Origin of the sequence: Streptomyces sp. NPDC057136 (assembly GCF_042670885.1) — a bacterium.
In the GTDB taxonomy this organism is placed as follows: Bacteria; Actinomycetota; Actinomycetes; order Streptomycetales; family Streptomycetaceae; genus Streptomyces.
The window spans coordinates 155,220-174,649 of sequence record NZ_JBHUUV010000013.1; the positions used below are offsets into that span (position 1 = coordinate 155,220).

At 69.4% G+C, this 19,430-nt stretch carries 15 protein-coding genes and 1 pseudogene; 8 read left to right on the forward strand and 8 right to left on the reverse strand.

Annotation, left to right across the window (positions count from 1 at the left end):
- Positions 1-34: 34 nt before the first annotated feature.
- The 7 genes from ACFT7S_RS18430 to ACFT7S_RS18460 all read right to left on the reverse strand — a co-directional run bounded on the left by ACFT7S_RS18430 (position 35) and on the right by ACFT7S_RS18460 (position 8,242).
- Positions 35-1,093 carry a cytochrome d ubiquinol oxidase subunit II gene (locus tag ACFT7S_RS18430; protein WP_382732827.1) on the reverse strand — a complete coding sequence of 353 codons (1,059 nt, stop codon included), beginning with the start codon at positions 1,091-1,093 and terminating at the stop codon, positions 35-37.
- Positions 1,090-2,568: a cytochrome ubiquinol oxidase subunit I gene (locus ACFT7S_RS18435; protein ID WP_382732829.1), complete on the reverse strand. Its 1,479-nt coding sequence runs from the start codon at positions 2,566-2,568 to the stop codon at positions 1,090-1,092. The genes ACFT7S_RS18430 and ACFT7S_RS18435 overlap by 4 nt, the downstream gene beginning before the upstream one ends.
- A 36-nt stretch (positions 2,569-2,604) precedes the next feature.
- Entirely contained in the window at positions 2,605-3,444 is an 840-nt protein-coding gene (locus ACFT7S_RS18440) for an SDR family oxidoreductase (RefSeq protein ID WP_382732832.1), read from the reverse strand.
- Positions 3,445-3,605: 161 nt separating this feature from the next.
- Positions 3,606-5,186 carry a GMC oxidoreductase gene (locus ACFT7S_RS18445; protein WP_382732874.1) on the reverse strand — a complete coding sequence of 527 codons (1,581 nt, stop codon included), beginning with the start codon at positions 5,184-5,186 and terminating at the stop codon, positions 3,606-3,608.
- Positions 5,187-5,337: 151 nt separating this feature from the next.
- Entirely contained in the window at positions 5,338-6,255 is a 918-nt protein-coding gene (locus ACFT7S_RS18450; RefSeq protein ID WP_382732835.1) for a cyclase family protein, read from the reverse strand.
- A 32-nt stretch (positions 6,256-6,287) separates the two neighbouring features.
- Positions 6,288-7,859 carry a gluconokinase, GntK/IdnK-type gene (locus ACFT7S_RS18455; RefSeq protein ID WP_382732838.1) on the reverse strand — a complete coding sequence of 524 codons (1,572 nt, stop codon included), beginning with the start codon at positions 7,857-7,859 and terminating at the stop codon, positions 6,288-6,290.
- Positions 7,829-8,242: a hypothetical protein gene (locus tag ACFT7S_RS18460; protein WP_382732840.1), complete on the reverse strand. Its 414-nt coding sequence runs from the start codon at positions 8,240-8,242 to the stop codon at positions 7,829-7,831. The genes ACFT7S_RS18455 and ACFT7S_RS18460 overlap by 31 nt, the downstream gene beginning before the upstream one ends.
- A 217-nt stretch (positions 8,243-8,459) precedes the next feature.
- Between ACFT7S_RS18460 and ACFT7S_RS18465 the strand changes: the two genes are divergently transcribed.
- The 5 genes and pseudogenes from ACFT7S_RS18465 to ACFT7S_RS18485 all read left to right on the forward strand — a co-directional run bounded on the left by ACFT7S_RS18465 (position 8,460) and on the right by ACFT7S_RS18485 (position 14,242).
- The gene (locus tag ACFT7S_RS18465; RefSeq protein ID WP_382732843.1) at positions 8,460-8,921 is read left to right on the forward strand and encodes a DUF6325 family protein; all 462 of its coding nucleotides are present in this window, start codon (positions 8,460-8,462) and stop codon (positions 8,919-8,921) included.
- Between the two features lie 65 nt (positions 8,922-8,986).
- A pseudogene (locus ACFT7S_RS18470) lies at positions 8,987-9,222 on the forward strand (SHOCT domain-containing protein).
- Positions 9,223-9,573: 351 nt separating this feature from the next.
- Complete coding sequence (locus ACFT7S_RS18475) at positions 9,574-11,043, forward strand: aldehyde dehydrogenase family protein (RefSeq protein WP_382732845.1); 1,470 nt, start codon at positions 9,574-9,576, stop codon at positions 11,041-11,043.
- Positions 11,040-12,635 carry an APC family permease gene (locus ACFT7S_RS18480; RefSeq protein ID WP_382732848.1) on the forward strand — a complete coding sequence of 532 codons (1,596 nt, stop codon included), beginning with the start codon at positions 11,040-11,042 and terminating at the stop codon, positions 12,633-12,635. Before ACFT7S_RS18475 ends, ACFT7S_RS18480 begins: the two co-directional genes overlap by 4 nt.
- A gap of 35 nt (positions 12,636-12,670) precedes the next feature.
- On the forward strand, positions 12,671-14,242 hold the full coding sequence (locus ACFT7S_RS18485; protein ID WP_382732851.1) for a GMC family oxidoreductase: 1,572 nt from the start codon (positions 12,671-12,673) through the stop codon (positions 14,240-14,242).
- Between the two features lie 124 nt (positions 14,243-14,366).
- Here the strand turns inward: ACFT7S_RS18485 and ACFT7S_RS18490 are convergent, their stop codons facing one another.
- Positions 14,367-15,818, reverse strand: a complete 1,452-nt coding sequence (locus ACFT7S_RS18490) for a PucR family transcriptional regulator (protein ID WP_382732853.1) — start codon at positions 15,816-15,818, stop codon at positions 14,367-14,369.
- A gap of 81 nt (positions 15,819-15,899) precedes the next feature.
- On the opposite strand from ACFT7S_RS18490, the gene ACFT7S_RS18495 reads away from it, so the two are divergent.
- The 3 genes from ACFT7S_RS18495 (at position 15,900) to ACFT7S_RS18505 (ending at position 19,388) form a co-directional block, all read left to right on the forward strand.
- Positions 15,900-17,456: a purine-cytosine permease family protein gene (locus tag ACFT7S_RS18495; RefSeq protein WP_382732856.1), complete on the forward strand. Its 1,557-nt coding sequence runs from the start codon at positions 15,900-15,902 to the stop codon at positions 17,454-17,456.
- 74 nt (positions 17,457-17,530) lie between these two features.
- Positions 17,531-17,932 carry a nuclear transport factor 2 family protein gene (locus ACFT7S_RS18500; protein WP_382732859.1) on the forward strand — a complete coding sequence of 134 codons (402 nt, stop codon included), beginning with the start codon at positions 17,531-17,533 and terminating at the stop codon, positions 17,930-17,932.
- A gap of 16 nt (positions 17,933-17,948) precedes the next feature.
- On the forward strand, positions 17,949-19,388 hold the full coding sequence (locus ACFT7S_RS18505) for a gamma-aminobutyraldehyde dehydrogenase (RefSeq protein WP_382732862.1): 1,440 nt from the start codon (positions 17,949-17,951) through the stop codon (positions 19,386-19,388).
- The last annotated feature ends 42 nt before the right edge of the window (positions 19,389-19,430 follow it).

Here is a 19,430-nt window from a genome sequence, read left to right on the forward strand (position 1 = left end):
GCGCGAGGGGGGATTTCGGCGTGGGCCGGGGCGATCAGCCGCCGCTCGCCGCACCGTCACCGTCCGTGCCGCTTCCTCCTCGGAGCTCGGCGTCGGTGAGTTCTTCCAGCTCACCGTGGGTGTCCAGCCAGTACAGGAGGACGACGGCCGGCACGACGAGCACCAGGGCCACCAAGGTGACGACCGCAAGCCACGTCAGCGTGGCGGGTGCGCCCGCGGCCTCGGCCACCGTCAGCGAGGTGGGGACGAGGTAGGGGCGCTGGGCCATGCCCCAGGCGATGACGGCGGACGCGACGACTCCGACCGCCGTGACGCGCACCCACGTGCCCGGCGTCCGCAGGAGCAGCAGGGCTGTCGCGAGTGTGGCCACCCCGGCCACGACGACGAAGAGCAGCCCCAGGCCGTGGGTGAGCCCGTGCCACACGTGGGGGGAGTCCTCATGGGTGACGAACCCGGTGATCACCGCCAGAGCGGTGACCACGGCGAGACTGCTCAGCGCCCGCCGCCTGAAGTAGCCGACCAGATCGGGGGCGTCGAACCGGCGGGCGTCCCCCGTGAGGAACACCGCGCCGAGGAAGGCCGTGGTCGCGATGGCGACCAGCCCGAACATGAGGGCGGTGGGGTTGGACCAGGCATCCGCCGAGGCCTCGGTACCGGGCGCCACCCGTCCCGACGCGACCCCGCCGACGGTGGCACCGAGGAAGAACGGCGTGACGACCGATGCCACGGCGAACACGGCACCGTACAGCCGTCGGTCGACGAGCCGCCGGGAGGGCTTGCGGAACGCGAAACCGGCGCCGCGCAGGACCAGGCCCATGGCCGCCAGCGCCAGCGGGAGCCACATCGCGGAGAACACCGTCTGGAACACGGTGGGGAAGCCGGTCCACATGATGACGAGAACGAAGATCAGCCAGACGTTGTTGACCTCCCATACGGGAGCCATGGCGTGGTCGATGAGCCACCGGGGACGCCGGCCGCGTTCCGTCCCCCCGGCCGTCAGATCCCAGAAGCCTGCGCCGTAGTCCGTGCCGCCCGCGCAGGCGTACGCGGCCACGGCGAGGAGCAGCACCACGGCGATGAGGTCGGCGGTCATGGTCGGCCGTCCTCGGGTCGGGCGGCTCCGCCGCCGGCGTGGGCGTCACCCGCGGGGAGGGGTTCCCGCGGCCCGTAGGGGGTGTCCGCCTCCGGCGCGTGGGCCGTACCTCCCGCGGCCCGCTGCTCGTCGGCGAGCCGCCAACGCGTCCGCATCTTGAGCAGGACGACGACGAACGAGCCGAAGAGGAACACGTACACCACCATCACCACGCCGAGCATGATCCACAGGCTGGTGGAGCGGGTCGAGGTCACTGCCTCGGCGACCCGCATGTTCTGGTAGACGATCCATGGCTGGCGTCCCACCTCGGTGGCGATCCAGCCGCACTCGACGGCCACGACGGAGGCGACGCCCGCACACGCGGCGGAGCGGTAGAACCACGGCGAGGCGGGCAGCCGGCGGTGCCGTAGCCAGATCAGTCCGTACCAGAGGGCGAGCAGTACAAGGGCGGACCCGATCAGGACCATGATGTCGAAGGCCCAGTGGGCGATGGTCGCCTGAGTGGCTGTAGGACGCTGGTCCGCCGGGACGGAGGTCAGTCCCACCACCTTCGTGTCCGGACTGAATCCGGCCAGGACGGAGTCGAGCAGCGGGATCTTGATGCCGCCCGAGATGGTCCCGTCCTCCTGCAGGCGCCCGAAGATGTACTCCGGTACCCGGGTGTCCGTCTTCCAGACGATCTCCATCGCGGCGAACTTCACCGGCTGCTTGTGGAACACCGACCGGGCGATGGAGTCGCCCAGGACGAACTGCACCGGAGTGGCCAGGGCGGCGATGGTGAACGGAACGGCGAAGCCGAGCCGGTGGTAGTGGTCCCGGCGGCCGCGCAGCCAGCCCACGGCGTAGACACCGGCCACCATGAAGCCCGCGGTGATGATCATCGCCACGACGAAGTGCCAGTACTGCGGCCCGAACATCGGCGTGAAGATCGCCTTCCAGACGTTCACGTCGACCGGATTGCCATGGGAGTCGAGAGAGAAGCCCTGTGGCGTGTTCATCCAGGAGTTGGCCGCCAGAATGCCGAATGCCCCGAGCAGTGCGGCAGCCGGGAGCGGCAGGGCGAGCAGGAAGTGCGTACGGGGCTTCAGCCGCCGCCATCCGTACAGATAGATGGCGATGAGTACTGCCTCGAGGAAGAACGCCCAGGCCTCGACACCGAATCCGATGCCGAAGACATCACCCCACCTGCCCATCAGGCCGGGCCACAGCAGGCCGAACTCGAAGGAGAGCACCGTGCCGGTGACGATGCCGAGCGCGAACTGCACCGCCATGACGGCCGACCAGCGCCGCGCCAGGAGCAGCGCCGCGGCGTCCTTGCGGCGCAGCCCGCGGTAGTGCATGACCAGGGTGATGAACGGGAAGGCCACGCCCAGGGGCACCAGGATGATGTGGGATGCCAGAGTGAAGGCCATGAGTTCCCGGGCCGGCAGGAGTTGGGCCGGGGCGTCCGCCAGCAGATGGAACGAGGGGGGCATACAAGCCTTTGCTGTTCGTGACAGTCCGGGAGAGGGTCAGCCGCCGGTGGCGAAACCCGGGAAGAGGGTCATTCCGCCGTCGACGTACAGGGTGGTCCCCACCACGTAGTCCATGAGGTCCGAGGCGAGTCCGACCACGGCGTGCGCGATGTCCTCGGGGTCGCCGATCCGGTGGTACGGAATCAGCTTCAGCAGATCCTTCTGGGCCTCGGGCGTCTCCCAGGCGCTGCGGTTGATCGGCGTCCTGATCGCCCCGGGGGCGACCGCGTTCACCCGGATCTTCTCCGGTGCGAGCTCCTGGGCCAGGGTCTGCATCATCATCAGTACGCCGCCCTTGGAGGAGGCGTAGTTGACGTGGCCCGCCCAGGGGATGAGCTGGTGCACCGAACTCATACAGATGATCTTCCCGGCCGCGCGCGACACCTCGGGGACGACTCCGCGGCGCCGGAACTCCTTGGTCGCCTCCCTCGCGCAGAGGAACTGACCGGTGAGGTTGACGTCGAGGACCTTCTGCCACTGGGCGAGGGTCATCTCGGTGAACCGGGCGTCCCGCTGCAGCCCGGCGTTGGCGACCAGGATGTCGATCGTCCCGAACTCCTGGATCATCCGGTCCATCATGGCCGTGACCTGGTCCTCCTGGGACACGTCCGCTTCGTAGGCCGCCGCGCGCACCCCGAACGAGGTGATCTCCTTGACCACTTCCTCGGCGGCCTCACGGCCGGCCACGTAGTTCACGACCACATCCGCGCCGGCCCGGCCCAGGCCGATTGCCGTGGCCTTTCCGATACCCGAATTGGCGCCGGTGACCAGCGCCTTCTGGCCCTTCAGCAGATCTGCCGGAATCACACCCCGCGGTGCTGCCACGGTGGAATCCATGATGCCCTGCCTCCTCGCTGCGTGGCTCGGTCCGCCCAGCTGCAGCCGGGCAGTGCACGGAGGTCAAGCAATCACCGGCCGCGGTGGGCAGCATGTCCGGCGCACCACAGTTGGGCCGTTGGGCCGAGTATTTCGTCCGATCGGACCAGCGGCCCTCGGCCTCAGCCAAGCCGGGCCAGGAGGTGGTCGCCGACCCGCAGGGCATTGGCGATGGCCGTCAAGGACGGGTTGACGGCGCCGATGCTCGGGAAGAAGCTCGTGTCGACGACGTACAGGTTGTCGAGGTCGTGCGCCTTGCAGTTGACGTCCAGCGCGGAGGCGGCGGGGTCGGTGCCGAAGCGCACGGTGCCGGCCTGGTGCGCCGTCGCGCCGATCGGCATTCCCTTGTGGAGATAGATGCTGTGGGACAGCAGGTGGTGCTCGTGCATGCCCAGGTGGCCGAGCATCCCTTCCAGCTTGTGCCTCAGCCGCTTCAGGCCTTCGACGTTGTTCTTCTCGTCGAGAGCGAGATGGATGCGTCCGTCGCCGTCGAGGGTGACCCGGTTGTCGGCCAGGGGCAGGTCCTCACCGCACAGCCAGAAGTCGACGGCGTGGTGCGCCAGCACCTCGAACGGCATGTCCGGTGCGACCGCACCGGCCCACCGCGGGGCCTCGCCGTGGATCTGGTCGGCGTCCGACTTGCCCAGCATCTGGATGCCGCCCAGCGGGTAGTCCCAGTCGTCCGCACCGAGGTACCAGTCGTGCAGGGCCAGGGTCTTCTGGAACTTGGTGTCGTTGGGTTCCTTCGACACCGCCATCAGGGCCTCGTTGTTGTGCCGCATGTAATTGCGGCCGACCACGTCGGAGCTGTTCGCAAGGCCGTTGGGGTGGTGCCCGTTGGCCGAGGCCAGCAGCAACGCCGCGGAGTTGACCGCCCCGCAGGAGACGACCACCACGTCCGCCGTGAACCGGACCTCCGAGCCGTCGGGGAGCCGGCCGACGACCGCGCTGACACTGCGTCCACTCGCATCGGTCTCCAGGCGGACCACCTGCGTGTTCGTGACCATCTCGACGTTGGGGTGTGCCAGGGCCGGCTCGACACAGATCACTTCGGCGTCGGACTTGCCACGCACCAGACACGGAAAGCCGTCCACCCGGTCGCAGCGGATGCAGACACTGGAGTGGGTGGCCCGCCCCCCGTTCTCCTGGCTGAGATTGACTCCGATCGGCAGGTGGAAGGGGTGCAGACCACGCTTCTCGAGGTCGTCGCTCAACTGCTGGATGCGCGGCTCGTGCTCCACGGGCGGATGGGCGTACTGCGCGCTCACCGAACCCTCACCGGGATCCTCGCCATGACGTCCGTGCACGAGGTAGAGGTGCTCGGCCTGCGTGTAGTACGGCTCCAGGTCCTCGTACCCGATCGGCCAGGCGGGGGAGAGGCCGCCGTGATGACGGATTTCGCCGAAGTCCTCGGGCCGCAGCCGGAAGAGGGCGGCGCCGTAGAACTTGGTGTTGCCCCCCACGTAGTAGTTGACCTCGGGAGGGAACTCGGTCCCGTGCCGGTCGATCCAGAACTCCGGTGCCCGGTACTTGCCCTTGACGAACACGGCCGTCGAGTCCCAGTTGTCCCGCTCACGCGGCAGGTAGTCGCCGCGTTCGACGAGGAGTACGCGCTTGCCGGACGGGGCGAGCCGATGGGCGAGGGTGCCGCCGCCGGCGCCGGTACCGACGATGATGACGTCGTAGTGAGGGGCGTCGCCCACGGCGACCACCGTCCTTGTGATCACGGACCTGACCTGGCGTCAGGCCCTGTCTTCCCGCAGTGCGGGGGCCGAGCGGTCCCACCCGGTTCGAACGTATCCGCCTGCCCCGTGAACGGCGACCGGAGGGGCGGTCACCGGTCCGGCACCTCGGTCACAGCACCGCGATCGGGTTCACGGGCGAGCCCGTGGCTCCGGGCAGCCGCAGTGGGGCGACCACACACAGGAAACTCCAGCGCCCGGCCTGCGCGCAGACCGGGACCAGGTCCTCGAACTGCAGGTAGTCCATCAGATGGATGCCCATGGCCTGCATCGCCAGGACATGCACGGGGAAGGCGATGTCCTCGACCGCGCTGGGCGCGGTGTCGTTGTTTCCGTCTCCGCCCAGGACCGCGACCTGTCGCTCGGCCAGGAACCCGAGGGCGGTCGGGTGGAGCCCGGCCCGAGCCGTCGCCGCGTTCCACGGTCCGAGTTCTGTACGACGGAGGCGATGTCCCACCCGGACGAACAGCAGGTCTCCCGGTCCGACGCGGACCCCTTGCGCGGCCTCGGCGGCCGTCAGATCGTCCGGCGTCACCTGGTCGCCCGGTTCCAGCCAGGGCGCGCCACGCAGCCGGGGGATGTCCAGCAGCACGCCCCGACCGACGATGCCGTCCTCGATCAGGTCCACGGAGAGCGCACGGGCACCCTCGGCCGTCACGCTGCTCGCGGGCACCTCGCCGTACAGCTGCCCGTCGAGCACCACGTGACAGAGGGCGTCGAGATGACTGTCCGCGTCCCCGTGCACGTTCATGGCGAAGCGGTCGGTGGCAAAGTGCAGCCCCTCCGCGCAGAGGTCACCCGGGGCAGGTCCGGTCATCCGGTGCACCGCGGGCTCGGGGTCGTCGGGGCCTGGCACGGTCTCGATCGGAGCGGCCAGCGAAACCGTGCGTCCGAGACGGACTTCCGCGGCGGCTGCCACCACACGCTCGGGCGTCACATGGCAGAGCGCGCCACGCCGACCGTCCACCATCGACCGCGCCGCCTCGCGCCGAAGTCGCTCGTAGAGCGCCCGGAAATCGTGCGCGGTCATAGCGTGCACGGCCGAGGGCTGTGCGGGCGGTGTCACGGGGACCCCCATGGAGTGAGGCCCCACCGCAGCACGTGCGTGGCACCCGCTTCCAGGACGGTGAGATCCGTGCCGCTGCGAAAAGCGTCCGGCGGACAGGACATGGCCTCCACGGCGACACCGCGGCGCCGGCGTTCGGGTTCGGCCAGAGTGTCGCCCGTATACACCTGCACGTACCGGGTGCCTTCGCCGAGCCACAGATCGATACCCCGCAGCCCGGAGGGATGTGCCAGTCGCACGACGGCCCGGCCGTCGGGGGCGCGGTCAAGTCCGGTGAAGGCGGTGTCCAGGCGCAGATCGCCGATGGGGCGGGCGGTGCGGAAGTCGTACGGGGTGTCGTCCACGGGCTCCTTGCCGATCGGCAGGCCCTGGTCGTCGGTACGCAGCAGGTACCGGGCGGGAACGGTGAGCAGCGCGGTGTCGACGAGGTCGGTGCCGACTGTCAGATAGGGGTGCTGCCCCACTCCGTAAGGTGCTGGTGCAGTACCGGAGTTGGTGGCGATGACGGCGGTCTCGAGCCCTTCGGGCCCCAGCCGGTACTCCGCGCAGACGTCGAGGAGGAAGGGATATCCGGGCTGGGGGCAGAGCGTCGTGCCGATTCTCACCGCGTCGTCGGTGTGGGCGAGCAGCTTCCACAGGGTCCGGCGAAGCAGTCCATGGATCGCGTTGTTCTTCTCCGGTTCGGTGAGAGGGAGTTGCAGATCCTTGTCGCCGAAGCGGTAGCGTCCGCCGCCCACGCGGTTCGGCCACGGGGCGAGCAGCTGCCCCCGCCCGCCCGTGATGGCGGACCCGGCGGAGAACCCGTCGAGCAGCGGTCGGCCGTTCACCGTGTAGTCGCGCAAGGCGCCGCCCAGCTGGACGACCACGGCACTCTGTTCGCCGCGGGTCAACTGCCACTGCGCGCCTGTGGGGCTGGGGGACACAGAAGGCTCCTCACTCACTGCGGCATGCTCCGTGACGGGTCCGGCCGGCAGAACCCCGGAGGAGGATTCCCGGGGTATCAGCGAGAGCACCGCCGTGACGACGGCCTCCGGAGGCTGGTCGATCTCCACCACCAACGGGTGTTCGTCGGGTTCCGGCTCCTGCAGGTCCGCGATCTGGCTGTCCAACAGGTCCGTCGGGAAGAAGTGACCGTGCCGGGCGGCCAGCCGGGAGCGGATCAGATCCCGCGATCCGTGCAGGTAGACCAGACGGACTCCGGGGCGCCCGGCCAGCAGCTTGTCCCGGGAGCCACGCTTGAGCGCGGAGCAGGTGACGACGGCCGGACGACGGGCCGCGATCTCACGATCCATCCACTCCCCGATGGCGTCGAGCCAGGGTTCCCGGTCGCTGTCCGTGAGAGCGTGGCCGGCGGCCATCTTGGCGCGGTTGGCCTCGGAGTGGAACTCGTCCGCGTCCCGGTACGGCCGGCCGAGCCGGCGCGCGAGGAGAGTCCCCACCGTCGTCTTGCCCGACCCGGCGACGCCGACGACGAGCACCAGGTCGGGCAGCCGGCCGGCACCTGTCCCGCGTGGCGCGGCCGCGGCGGTCCCGGACGTCAGTCTCTCGTCGGCCGGGGCGCGACGCACAACCCCCAGATGATCAGGGCGTCGATCGCGATGAACAACAGCGCCCACCAGGGTGTGTAGGGGAGCCACATGAAGTTCGCGATCATGCTGAGACCGGCCAGCACCACACCGACGATCCTGGCCCAGGTGGCGCCCGTGAACACGGCGATGCCGGTAAGCACGATCACGATGCCCAGGATGAGATGGATCCAGCCCCATCCGGTGAGGTTGAGCTCGTAGACGTAGTTGCGGGTGGCGACGAACACGTTGTCCTTGGCAATGGCCGAGATGCCACCGAGCAGCGCCATGATGCCGCTGAAGACCATGATCACAGAGGCGAACACCAGCCAGCCGCTGGTGTGCGTCGCCCCTCTCGAACCGGGTTCGCTCACGTGTGTGGTCATATCAGGTTCCTCACTGTCGTCCGGCCTGCCCGCCGAGCACGTTTCCGTGCGGCGAGTCGGTTACCTCCAATCTGACCCCCCGTGCCCCCATGCGCATGTCGACGGCACGAGCCGGTTCGTGCCGCGCCGTGGGGACCGGTCCCCGTGGCCGCCATGCAGTTACGTCCGGACATGCGAAGCCTCCGGCCGGATGCTCCAATGGCTCTGGAGGTGGGCCATGAGCGACGACATCGAGGACATGGGCCCCGTCGACTACCTGATCGTCGAGTTCCCGGGCAACCGTATGACGGGCGAGGGTCTTCCCTTGCTTGTCGATCTCGTCGATCGCGGCGTCATCCGCATCCTCGACCTGGTCTTCGTCCGAAAGGACAGCGATGGCACGGTCATCGCTGTCCAACTCGGAGAATTCGGGGACGAGGTCGATCTGTCCGTCTTCGAAGGTGCGACGTCCGGGCTGCTGGCACAGGACGACATCGACGAGGCAGGGGCCGCGCTGGAGCCCGGCAACTCCGCCGCGGTCCTCGTGTACGAAAACGTGTGGGCCGCTCCCTTGGCCCGGGCGTTGCGGCGCGGCGGCGCCCAGTTGGTGGCGAGCGGCCGCATCCCCGTCCAGACCCTGCTGGCCTCGCTGGAGGCGGCCGAGCCGACGGCGGCCCCCGGCGGACCGGCAGCCGCCTGAAAACTCCGGCCGTGCGAACCCGGTCCGCCACGGTCCACCCGCACCCCTCTGGGAGATGAGCGAACATGCCCGGACTCCTTCGTGGCGTCGCCCGCACAGCCGTGATATCCGGAACTGCCACCGCGGTGTCCAACCGAGTCTCGCGGCGGCAGGCGGGCCGATGGGCACAGCAGGGCGAACAGCAGCAGGCGTATCAGCAACAGCCGTCGCCGCCCGCCCCGGTGAACTGGGCGACCTGAAGGCCCAAGGCATTCTGACCGACGAGGAATTCGCGGCTCAGAAGGCCAGACTCCTCGCCTGAGACGGACGTGCAGAACCGGGACGGCACATCCCAAGGCGGGCGTCGGATCCCCACCCCGCGAGCACTCAGCATCGGTCCCGGTCGGGTCCCGCGGATGCTGACCTCGTGCACGCGACGGAGGGGGCTGGTCCGCGCTTCCAGCGCCGAGTGAATCCGGCAGGTCCGGCCGCTTCTGCGGAGTGGGGAAGCGCAGACGACGGGTAGCGGGGGTGGGCAAGCGCGATGGGAGTCCAAGCGGTACGGCGTTGCTCGCCGCGCGAGTGTGTCGTCGGGCGCTTACTTTGGGTGGCGAGCTCGCCACGGTCGGCTTCACCGCCTTCCCCCTTCCCCGTGCGGGCCTGGAGGGACGCCATGCCTGAGCTGTTCATCGGTGGCCGATGGAGCGCTGCGATCGAGGGCGGAACACGTGAGATCCGCTGCCCTGCGGACGGTGCCCTGGTCGCCACCGTCGACGAGGCGGGGCCGCAGGACGCAGCCGCGGCAGTGGCCGCGGCGCGCGAGGCGTTCGATCGGGGGCCGTGGCCGCGCACGTCGGCCGCAGAGCGCGGCCGGCTGCTGCTGCGCGTCGCCGACCTCATGGAACGGGACAAGGACGCGTTCGCCAGAGCCGAGACCCTGGACACAGGGAAGCGGCTCGTGGAGAGCGAGTACGACATGGACGACATCGCGAACTGTTTCCGCTACTTCGGCAACCTGGCCGCCTCCGGCGGCACCGACCGCATCGTCGACGCGGGTGATCGCGGGATCGACAGCAGAGTGGTGCACGAACCGGTCGGCGTCTGCTCGCTGATCACGCCGTGGAACTATCCGCTGTTGCAGACGGCCTGGAAGGTGGCCCCCGCAATCGCCGCGGGCAACACCTTCGTTCTCAAGCCCAGTGAGCTGACGCCGCACACCGCGATCCTCCTGATGAAGGCGCTCACCGAGGCCGGACTGCCGGCCGGTGTCGCGAATCTGGTGCTCGGGGCCGGGGCCACCGCGGGCGCACCGCTGAGCTCGGACGCGCGCGTGGACATGGTCTCCTTCACCGGCGGCCTGGCCACCGGACGGCTCATCATGGCGGCGGCCGCACCCACCGTGAAGAAGATCGCGCTCGAACTGGGCGGCAAGAACCCCAATATCGTGTTCGCCGACACCGAGTTCGACACCGCGGTCGACTACGCGCTGATGGCAGTCTTCCTGCACGCCGGGCAGGTCTGCTCGGCCGGCGCGCGGCTGCTCGTACAGGACGAGCTGCACGACGCGTTCGTCGACGAGTTGGTACGGCGCGCCCGGGGCATTCGGCTCGGTGGACCGTTCGACGAGGACGCCCGCAGCGGGCCGCTGATCTCGGCCGCGCATCGCGCCAAGGTCGAGGCGTACGTGGCCGCGGGCCTGGCGGAGGGCGCCGTACTGCGCTGCGGCGGTGCCCGCCCGGACGACCCGGCGCTGCAGAGCGGCTTCTACTACCTGCCGACCGTGCTCGACGAGTGCACGCCGGACATGACGGTGGTACGGGATGAATCGTTCGGCCCGGTCCTGACCGTCGAGCGGTTCCGGGACGAGACCGAGGCCATCGCCCTGGCCAACGACACCGTCTACGGGCTGGCCGGGGCCGTCTGGACGCAGGACGGCGAGCGCGCCCACCGGGTGGCCGCCGGGCTGCGCGCCGGGACCGTATGGATCAACGACTTCCATCCGTATGTCCCGCAGGCCGAGTGGGGCGGAATGAAGCAGTCCGGAGTTGGCCGCGAGCTCGGCCCGGCCGGTCTCGCGGAGTACCAGGAGGCCAAGCACATCTGGCGCAACACCGCAGCCCGGCCGCAGAGGTGGTTCGAGTGAGCACTTCCGACCCGACAAGCCCCGACCCGACGAGCACCCCGCGCCCCGGCACCCGGGCCGACGGCAGCCATGATGACGACTCACTTGCTGAGCTCGGCTACAAGCCCGAACTCAAGCGAACCCTGGGCAACTTCCACACCTTCGCCGCGGGCATCAGCTACATCTCGATCCTGACCGGCACCTTTCAGCTGTTCTACTTCGGCGTGAGCTTCGGCGGCCCGGCCTACTGGTGGTCCTGGCCCATGGTCTTCGCCGGCCAGCTGATGGTCGCCCTGTGCTTCTGCGAGCTCGCCGCCCGCTACCCGGTGGCCGGCTCGATCTACAACTGGGCCAAGAGCATGGGCGGCCCGCACATCGGCTGGCTCGGCGGCTGGATGATGATGACCGCCACCATGGTCACGCTCTCAGCCGTGGCGCTCGCCTACCAGATCACGCTGCCGCAGATCGACAGCTGGTTCCAGTTCGTGGGCGACGGCACCGGCAAGAACGACGCGGCGGCCAACGCCGTTCTCCTCGGCACGGTACTGATCCTCTTCTCCACCCTGGTCAACGCCTTCGGTGTCCAGCTCATGGCCCGGATCAACTCCGCAGGTGTGTTCATCGAGCTGATCGCCGCGGTCGCCCTGATCATCTTCCTGGCGGCGCACATCACCCGCGGCCCCAGCACCGCCCTGACGGAGACGTACGGGCTCGGCGACGGCCGGACCCTCGGGTACTTCGGCGCGTTCCTCACTGCGTCGCTCGCGTCCGCGTACGTGATGTACGGCTTCGACACGGCGTCGTCGCTCGGCGAGGAGTCGCACAATCCGGGCCGCAACGCACCCCGCGCCATCCTGCGGGCGCTCATCGCGTCGTTCGTCATCGGCGGCCTGATCCTGCTCTTCGCGCTGCTGGCGGTGCCGGATCTGGCCGCGAAGGAGCTGTCGACGGGCGGCTTGCAGTACGTGGTGCTGGAGACGCTCGGCTCGACCGTCGGTGAGATCTTCCTGTGGTGCGTGGTCGTCGCGATCACGGTCTGCGTGCTGGCTGTGCAGGCCGCCGGCATCCGGCTGATGTTCGCGATGGCACGCGACAACAACCTTCCTGCGGGCTCAATTCTGGCCCGGGTCAGCCCCCGCTTCCAGACCCCTGTGGTGCCTGCCGTCGTGATCGGTGTGGTGGGCGTCGTCATCCTGGTGATCAACATCAACCAGCCGCAGATCTTCTCGGTGATCACGAGCATCGCGGTCATCATGATCTATGTGGCCTATCTGATGGTCACGACCCCCATGCTGATCCGCCGGCTGCGAGGCACCTGGCAGCCCGCAGAAGGCAACTTCACGCTCGGCCGGCTCGGGCTGCCGATCAACATCGCCGCCGTGCTGTGGGGAGCGGCCATGTCGCTCAACCTCGCCTGGCCGCGCGCCGAGGTCTACAACGCGACGGGAGCGCAGCACTGGTATCTGCGCTGGGGCGCATTCGTCTTCATCGGCATCGTCGGGCTCGGCGGATTCGCCTACTACTGGTTCGTGCAGCGGCACAAGACCGGCGTTCTTGAGAGCCACCGCGCCGAGGTGCACGACCCGACGGCGCCCGCACCGCCGCGCGGCTAGCCGCAGCCCACACCCCACGATTTCTGGAGACACAGATGCCGGCTGAGAGTCAATTGCAGGACGACTTCGACTATGTGGTGGTCGGCGGCGGTACGGCCGGGGCGGTCGTCGCCGCCCGGCTGTCCGAGGACCCGTCCGTCACCGTCTGCGTACTGGAGGCGGGTCCCTCGGACGTCGGTGACGACAACATCCTGCGGCTCGACCGGTGGATGGGGCTGCTGGAATCCGGCTACGACTGGGACTACCCGGTGGAGCCGCAGGACAACGGCAACAGTTTCATGCGGCATGCCCGCGCCAAAGTCCTCGGCGGCTGTTCGTCCCACAACTCCTGCATCGCCTTCTGGGCGCCGGCCGAGGACCTCGACGAATGGGGCGCCCTGGGATGCAAGGGCTGGAGCGCCGCGGACTGCTTCCCGCTCTACCAACGGCTGGAGACCAACGACGCGCCCGGCGACCACCACGGGCGCAACGGCCCGGTGACCATCCGCACGATCCCGCCGAACGACCCGTGCGGAGCGGCCCTGCTGGAGGCCTGCGCCGCGGCCGGAATTCCCACCACGCCGTTCAACACCGGTACGACGGTCACTCGTGGGGCGCACTGGTTCCAGATCAACGCCCGCCCCGACGGGACGCGTTCGTCCGCCTCCGTCTCCTACCTGCACCCGATTCTCGGACAGCGTCCCAACCTCGAAGTACGCACCGGGCTGCAGGCCAAGCGACTGGTTCTCGACGCCGAACAGCGGTGCACCGGCGTCGAATACCTGACGCCCGACCTCATCCATACGCGTACCGTCGGCGCGCGACGCGAAGTCGTTGTGTCCTGCGGCTCCATCGACGCGCCGAAGCTGCTGATGCTGTCCGGGATCGGCCCGGCGGACCATCTGCGCGAGACCGGTGTGGATGTCCGCGTCGACTCACCGGCGGTCGGTGCCCACCTTCAGGACCACCCCGAGGGCGTGATCATGTGGGAGGCGCGGCAGCCCATGGTCACCACGTCCACCCAGTGGTGGGAGATCGGCATCTTCGCCGACACCGAATCCGGCCTCGACCGCCCGGACCTGATGTTCCACTACGGGTCCGTGCCCTTCGACATGAACACCTACCGGCGCGGGTACCCGACCTCCGAGAACGCCTTCTGCCTCACTCCCAACGTCACCCGCGCCCGTTCCATGGGCACTGTCCGGCTGCGCACCCGTGACTTCCGTGACAAGCCACGGGTCGACCCGCGCTACTTCACCGACGAGCACGACGTACGGGTGATGACCTACGGGCTGCGGCTCGCCCGGGACATCGTCTCCCGGGCGCCGATGGCTTCCTGGGCCGGCCGGGAACTGGCGCCGGGGGCCGACGCCGTGACTGACGCGGAGCTGCTCGACTACATCCGCCAGACCCACAACACGGTCTACCATCCGGCGGGCACGGTACGGATGGGTGCCACCGACGACCCGGAGGCCGTGCTCGATCCGCGGCTGCGCGTGAAGGGGGTGCGGGGTCTGCGGGTGGCCGATGCGTCCGTGATGCCGTTCCTGCCTGCTGTCAACCCCTGCATCACCACGATGATGATCGGGGAGAAGTGCGCAGACATGATCCGAGTGGACCGGGACTGACTGGGCCGGCTGATCGCCCGTCGGCCGGTCAGGACACGAGCGGGAGACGGCCTCGATCGTGCAGGTGGCATGACCCCACCAGGTGACGCCCTGCCTCCTTGCTCCTGGCCTGCCACAAGCCTGCTCAGTCGGTGAGGCCCAGCGCTCCCGCTGCCTGGATCGCCAGCCAGACCTCGGCCAGGGCACCTGTCGACGCCAGATCACGGTGGGCGAGTGTGCCGAAGCGGCGCAGCCGGTAGGCGAGGGTGTTCGGGTGGATGTGGAGTGCCGCCGCAGCCGTCTCGGTACGGCGGTCGCGCTCCATCCAGGTGCGGGCGGAGACCAGCAGCTGCGAGTCGTGGGCCTCGTCGTAGCGCAGGACCTCGCCGAGCACGTGCTCGACCAGTGCGGTCAGCACAGTGGGGTCGTCGGGCAGCCACCGGCCCGTCGAGTCGTCGCCGTACCGGACGACGGGGCGGCCCGACTCCACGGCCTTGGAGACCGCCCAGAGCGCCTCGCGCTGGGCGACCTTCAGTGCGGCGCCCGGCAGGAAGGGGCGGCTCATCCCGGCTGCCACGACCGGCAGCTCACCGACGGCCACCGCCAGCTCCGGCGCCCCCAGGACATAGCGGTCATCGCCCCAGGTGAGCAGCAGATGGGGATGGTCCTCCAGGCAGCGCAGCAGCGCCTCGTCGGTGGTGTGGCGCACCACCAGGAGCACGGTGTCGCCCTCGATCGCGTGCCGGGCGAGCCTGCGGCGCGCCGCCTCCGGGTCGAGCACCTCCTGCAGAAGCTCGGCCAGCGTCTCCGCGCCCTCGCGGCGCAGCGTCTCGCGCTCGTTGCGCACCATCGCCAGCCGGAGCGCCGCTACGGTGGCGATGTGCTGGACGACGGCCAGTCCCGCCGGCTGGGCGCCCTGACGCTCGTACGCGACGAGAAAGCCCGCCGGGCCGCCGGGTGCGGGCACCGGGAGGACGAATCCGCCGGGGATCGTCGGTGGAGCGTCGACGGAGGCGGGCAGGACGCCGGGATCGGGCGCGGGAACGCCGGGCAGCAGCGGGCGGCCCTGCGGCGTGCAGAGGTAGACGTCATAACCGGACAGGCGTTCGAGGCGGCGCAGAAGTGTCGGCGTGTCGAGGCCCTCGGCGACCAGCCAGCGCAGCGAGCCGAAGACCTGGAGCTGCGCGCCCAGCCGGTGCCTGGCATCCTCTTGGACCGAGGCTGCGACCTCCTGGGCGACAGCGATGAACGGGACGGAGAGCGGCACTTCGAGGACCGGGAAGCCCCGCTCCTCGGCCGCCCGGAAGAACGCGTCGTGGAGCGGGGGCATGTGCAGCTGTGCGGAGAGCGCGAGAGCGGATACCCCGGCATCGTCCAGCCGCTCCAAATAGGCGCGCTGTCCGGCCGCGGTACGGGGGACCGCCAGGCCCGTCGTCATGATCACCTCGGCACCCAGGAGCCAGGGCGTCGGATCGGCGAGCTCGATGGCGTGCGCCCAGGACACGGACCGGCCCAGGCCGCCGCTGCCGGCCTTCACGGAGAGCTGGAGCGCCGGGAAGGAGAGCAGATCCTCGACGGTAAGTTTGTTGCTGGCCACAGAAGGCAGCCTACTGCTCCGTGATTGACACAATTGTCGCTGGTTATGTAGAGGCCACACACTGTGGGACCGTCCCCATGCATGAACGGAAGGTGGAGCCCCGTGACGACCTCGATCACCGAAATCGAGACCTATGGTGTCGAGCGGATCCCGGACGCGGACCGCACGGCCCGTCCGATCGATCTGTTCCGGCTCGCCTTCGGCGGCGCCAACACCTTCGCGACCTGTGTGCTGGGCGCCTTCCCGATCCTCTTCGGGCTCTCCTTCTGGCAGGGTCTCGCAGCGACCGTCCTCGGCCTCGTCGCGGGTGCGCTGCTGCTGGCCCCGATGGCACTGTTCGGCCCCGCCAACGGCACGAACAACGCCGTCTCCTCCTCCGCGCACCTGGGCGTGCACGGCCGGGTCGTCGGCTCGTTCCTCTCCCTGCTCACCGCCATCGCCTTCTTCTCGATCTCGGTGTGGTCCTCGGGCGACGCGCTCGTCGGCGGCGCTCACCGGCTCGTCGACCTCCCCGAGTCGGACGTCACCTACGGCATCGCGTACGCGATCTTCGCCGGGCTCGTACTGGTCGTCTGCATCTACGGTTTCCGGTTCATGCTGCTGGTCAACAAGATCGCGGTGCTGGCGGCGTCGGCCCTCTTCGTGCTCGGCGCCTTCGCCTTCGCGGGCGACTTCGACCCCGGTTACGCGGGAGCCTTCGCCTCCACCGCCGACCCGCTGTTCTGGCCGTCGTTCATAGGCGCCGCGCTGATCGTGCTCTCCAACCCGGTCTCCTTCGGCGCGTTCCTCGGTGACTGGTCCCGCTACATTCCGGCCGGGGCCCCGCGTCGCCGGGTGATGGGGGCCGCGTTCATCGCCCAGATCGCCACCCTGCTGCCGTTCCTCTTCGGCCTGGCCACCGCGTCGATCATCGCGACGAAGGCCGCGAAGTACGTCGACCCGGCCGCCCCCAACTACGTGGGCGGACTGCTCGCGATCTCGCCCGGCTGGTACTTCCTGCCGCTCTGCCTGATCGCCCTGATCGGCGGCCTCTCCACGGGCACAACGGCCCTGTACGGCACGGGTCTCGACTTCTCCAGCGTCTTCACGCGCTTCAGCCGCGTCCAGGCCACCTTCTTCATCGGCGCGCTGTCCATCGCGTTCATCTTCGTCGGCCGCTTCGCGCTCAACCTCGCGCAGTCCATCTCCACCTTCGCCACGCTGATCATCACCTGCACCGCACCGTGGATGATCGTCATGGCGCTCGGGTACGTCACCCGGCGCGGCTGGTACGACGCCGAGGCCCTGCAGGTCTTCAACCGCCGTCAGCGTGGCGGCCGCTACTGGTACACGAACGGCTGGAACTGGCGCGGCATGGCCACCTGGCTCATCTCCGCCGTCGTGGCGCTCCTCTTCACCAACCTGCCCGGCCAGTTCGTCGGCCCGCTCGGCAACCTCGCCAACGGCACGGACGTCTCGCTGCCGGTCGGTCTCGTCCTCGCGACCGTGCTCTACCTCGCCCTGCTCGCCGTGTTCCCCGAGCCGCGCGCCGTGTACGGACCGGCAGGACCCCGCTTCGTCCGGGCATCGGACGCCTCGGTGCCGCCGATCACCGGCGGCACCGAGGAGACCGTCATCGAGCCCGCCGTGGCCCACTGAGCCCTCGCAGTCACCCCGTAACCGAATGCCGGGCGTGCCGGCCCCGTCCGAACGCCCGTGACCAGGAGCTGTGCATGAGCACCACCACCGTCCAGGAAATCCAGGCCGCCGCGGACGCGCTCGTCGCCGCCTTCGCCGAGAGCCGCCTCGACGACTACTTCGGCGCCTTCGCCCCGGACGCGACCTTCGTCTTCCACACCACCCCGGAGCGGCTCGGCTCCACGGCCGAGTACCGCGCGCTCTGGCAGCAGTGGGTGGAGCAGGACGGCTTCCGCATCCTCGGCTGCACCTCGTCCGCACAGCTGATCCAGCACTTCGGCGACACGGCCGTCTTCAGCCACGACGTGGAGACCCGAGTCGCCACCGAGGCCGCTGAGGAGACGGTCCACGAGCGGGAGACCATCGTCTTCGCCCGCGCCGACGACGGCGGCTGGACCGCCGTCCACGAGCACCTGTCCGCCCGTACCGCTGCCTGACCAGGAGAGACGTTCCATGAGCACCACGTTCCGCAACTACATCGACGGTGCACTCGCCGACGCCTCGGACGGCCGCACGCTCGATGTGGTGGATCCCGTCACCGGTGACTTCTACGCGACCTCCCCGCTCTCGGGGGCGGCAGACGTCGACGCGGCGATGGCGGCCGCAGCCGCGGCGTTCCCCGTCTGGCGCGACACCACACCGTCCGTGCGGCAGCGCACGCTGCTGAAGATCGCCGACGCAATGGAGGCACGGGCCGACGAGCTGGTCGCGGCGGAGAGCCGGGACACCGGCAAGCCGCTCCACCTCACCCGCAGTGAGGAACTGGCCCCCGCCATCGACCAGGTCCGCTTCTTCGCGGGCGCGGCGCGGCTGCTGGAGGGCCGCTCGGCCGGTGAGTACATGGAAGGTCTGACCTCCATCATCCGCCGCGAGCCGGTCGGTGTGTGTGCACAGGTCGCGCCGTGGAACTACCCCCTGCTGATGGCGGTGTGGAAGTTCGCTCCGGCGCTTGCGGCGGGCAACGCGGTGGTCCTCAAGCCCTCGGACACCACCCCGGCCTCCACGGTGCTGATCGCCGAGATCATCGGCGGTGTCCTGGAGGAACTTGCGCTGCCCCGCGGAATCTTCAACGTGGTCTGCGGCGACCGTGAGACCGGCCGCCTGATGGTGGAGCACCCCACCCCTGCGATGGCCTCCATCACCGGCTCCGTACGCGCCGGCATCCAGGTTGCCCAGAGCGCGGCCAAGGACGTCAAGCGGGTCCACCTGGAGCTCGGCGGCAAGGCCCCGGCGGTGATCTTCGAGGACGCCGACCTGGCGAAGGCGGTCGAGGACCTGGTGGTCGGCGGCTTCTTCAACGCCGGTCAGGACTGTACGGCCGCGACCCGTGTCCTGGTCCACGAGTCGGTCCACGACGAGTTCGTCACCGCGCTCGCCAAGGCGGCGGCCGACACGAAGACCGGGCAGCCGGACGACGAGGACGTGCTGTACGGCCCGCTCAACAACGCGGGCCAACTCGCCCAGGTCAGCGGCTTCATCGAGCGCCTCCCCGACCATGCCAGGATCGAGGCGGGCGGCCACCGGGTCGGCGAGAAGGGCTACTTCTACGCCCCGACTGTGGTCTCCGGCCTCCGGCAGGACGACGAGATCATCCAGAACGAGGTCTTCGGCCCGGTCATGACCGTCCAGTCGTTCGCGGACGAGGCCCAGGCCCTGCAGTATGCCAATGGCGTCGACTACGCTCTGGCCTCCTCGGTGTGGACCAAGGACCATGCGCGGGCGATGCGGATGTCGAAGAACCTCGACTTCGGCTGCGTATGGATCAACACCCACATGGCACTCGTCGCCGAGATGCCGCATGGCGGGTTCAAGAAGTCCGGCTACGGCAAGGACCTCTCCGCGTACGGCTTCGAGGACTACACCCGGATCAAGCACGTCATGACGTCGCTCTGACATCGGGGAACCCGTCGCCCGCCCCGGCCATGCACCGGGGCC

Coding starts and splice junctions, on each gene's coding strand:
- ACFT7S_RS18435 (WP_382732829.1), bottom strand. CDS start 2,568: ATGCCCCCCTCGTTCCATCTGCTGGCGGACGCCCCGGCCCAACTCCTG.
- ACFT7S_RS18500 (WP_382732859.1), top strand. CDS start 17,531: ATGAGCACCACCACCGTCCAGGAAATCCAGGCCGCCGCGGACGCGCTC.
- ACFT7S_RS18460 (WP_382732840.1), bottom strand. CDS start 8,242: ATGACCACACACGTGAGCGAACCCGGTTCGAGAGGGGCGACGCACACC.
- ACFT7S_RS18450 (WP_382732835.1), bottom strand. CDS start 6,255: ATGACCGCGCACGATTTCCGGGCGCTCTACGAGCGACTTCGGCGCGAG.
- ACFT7S_RS18440 (WP_382732832.1), bottom strand. CDS start 3,444: ATGGATTCCACCGTGGCAGCACCGCGGGGTGTGATTCCGGCAGATCTG.
- ACFT7S_RS18430 (WP_382732827.1), bottom strand. CDS start 1,093: ATGACCGCCGACCTCATCGCCGTGGTGCTGCTCCTCGCCGTGGCCGCG.
- ACFT7S_RS18475 (WP_382732845.1), top strand. CDS start 9,574: ATGCCTGAGCTGTTCATCGGTGGCCGATGGAGCGCTGCGATCGAGGGC.
- ACFT7S_RS18465 (WP_382732843.1), top strand. CDS start 8,460: ATGAGCGACGACATCGAGGACATGGGCCCCGTCGACTACCTGATCGTC.
- ACFT7S_RS18505 (WP_382732862.1), top strand. CDS start 17,949: ATGAGCACCACGTTCCGCAACTACATCGACGGTGCACTCGCCGACGCC.
- ACFT7S_RS18485 (WP_382732851.1), top strand. CDS start 12,671: ATGCCGGCTGAGAGTCAATTGCAGGACGACTTCGACTATGTGGTGGTC.
- ACFT7S_RS18495 (WP_382732856.1), top strand. CDS start 15,900: ATGAACGGAAGGTGGAGCCCCGTGACGACCTCGATCACCGAAATCGAG.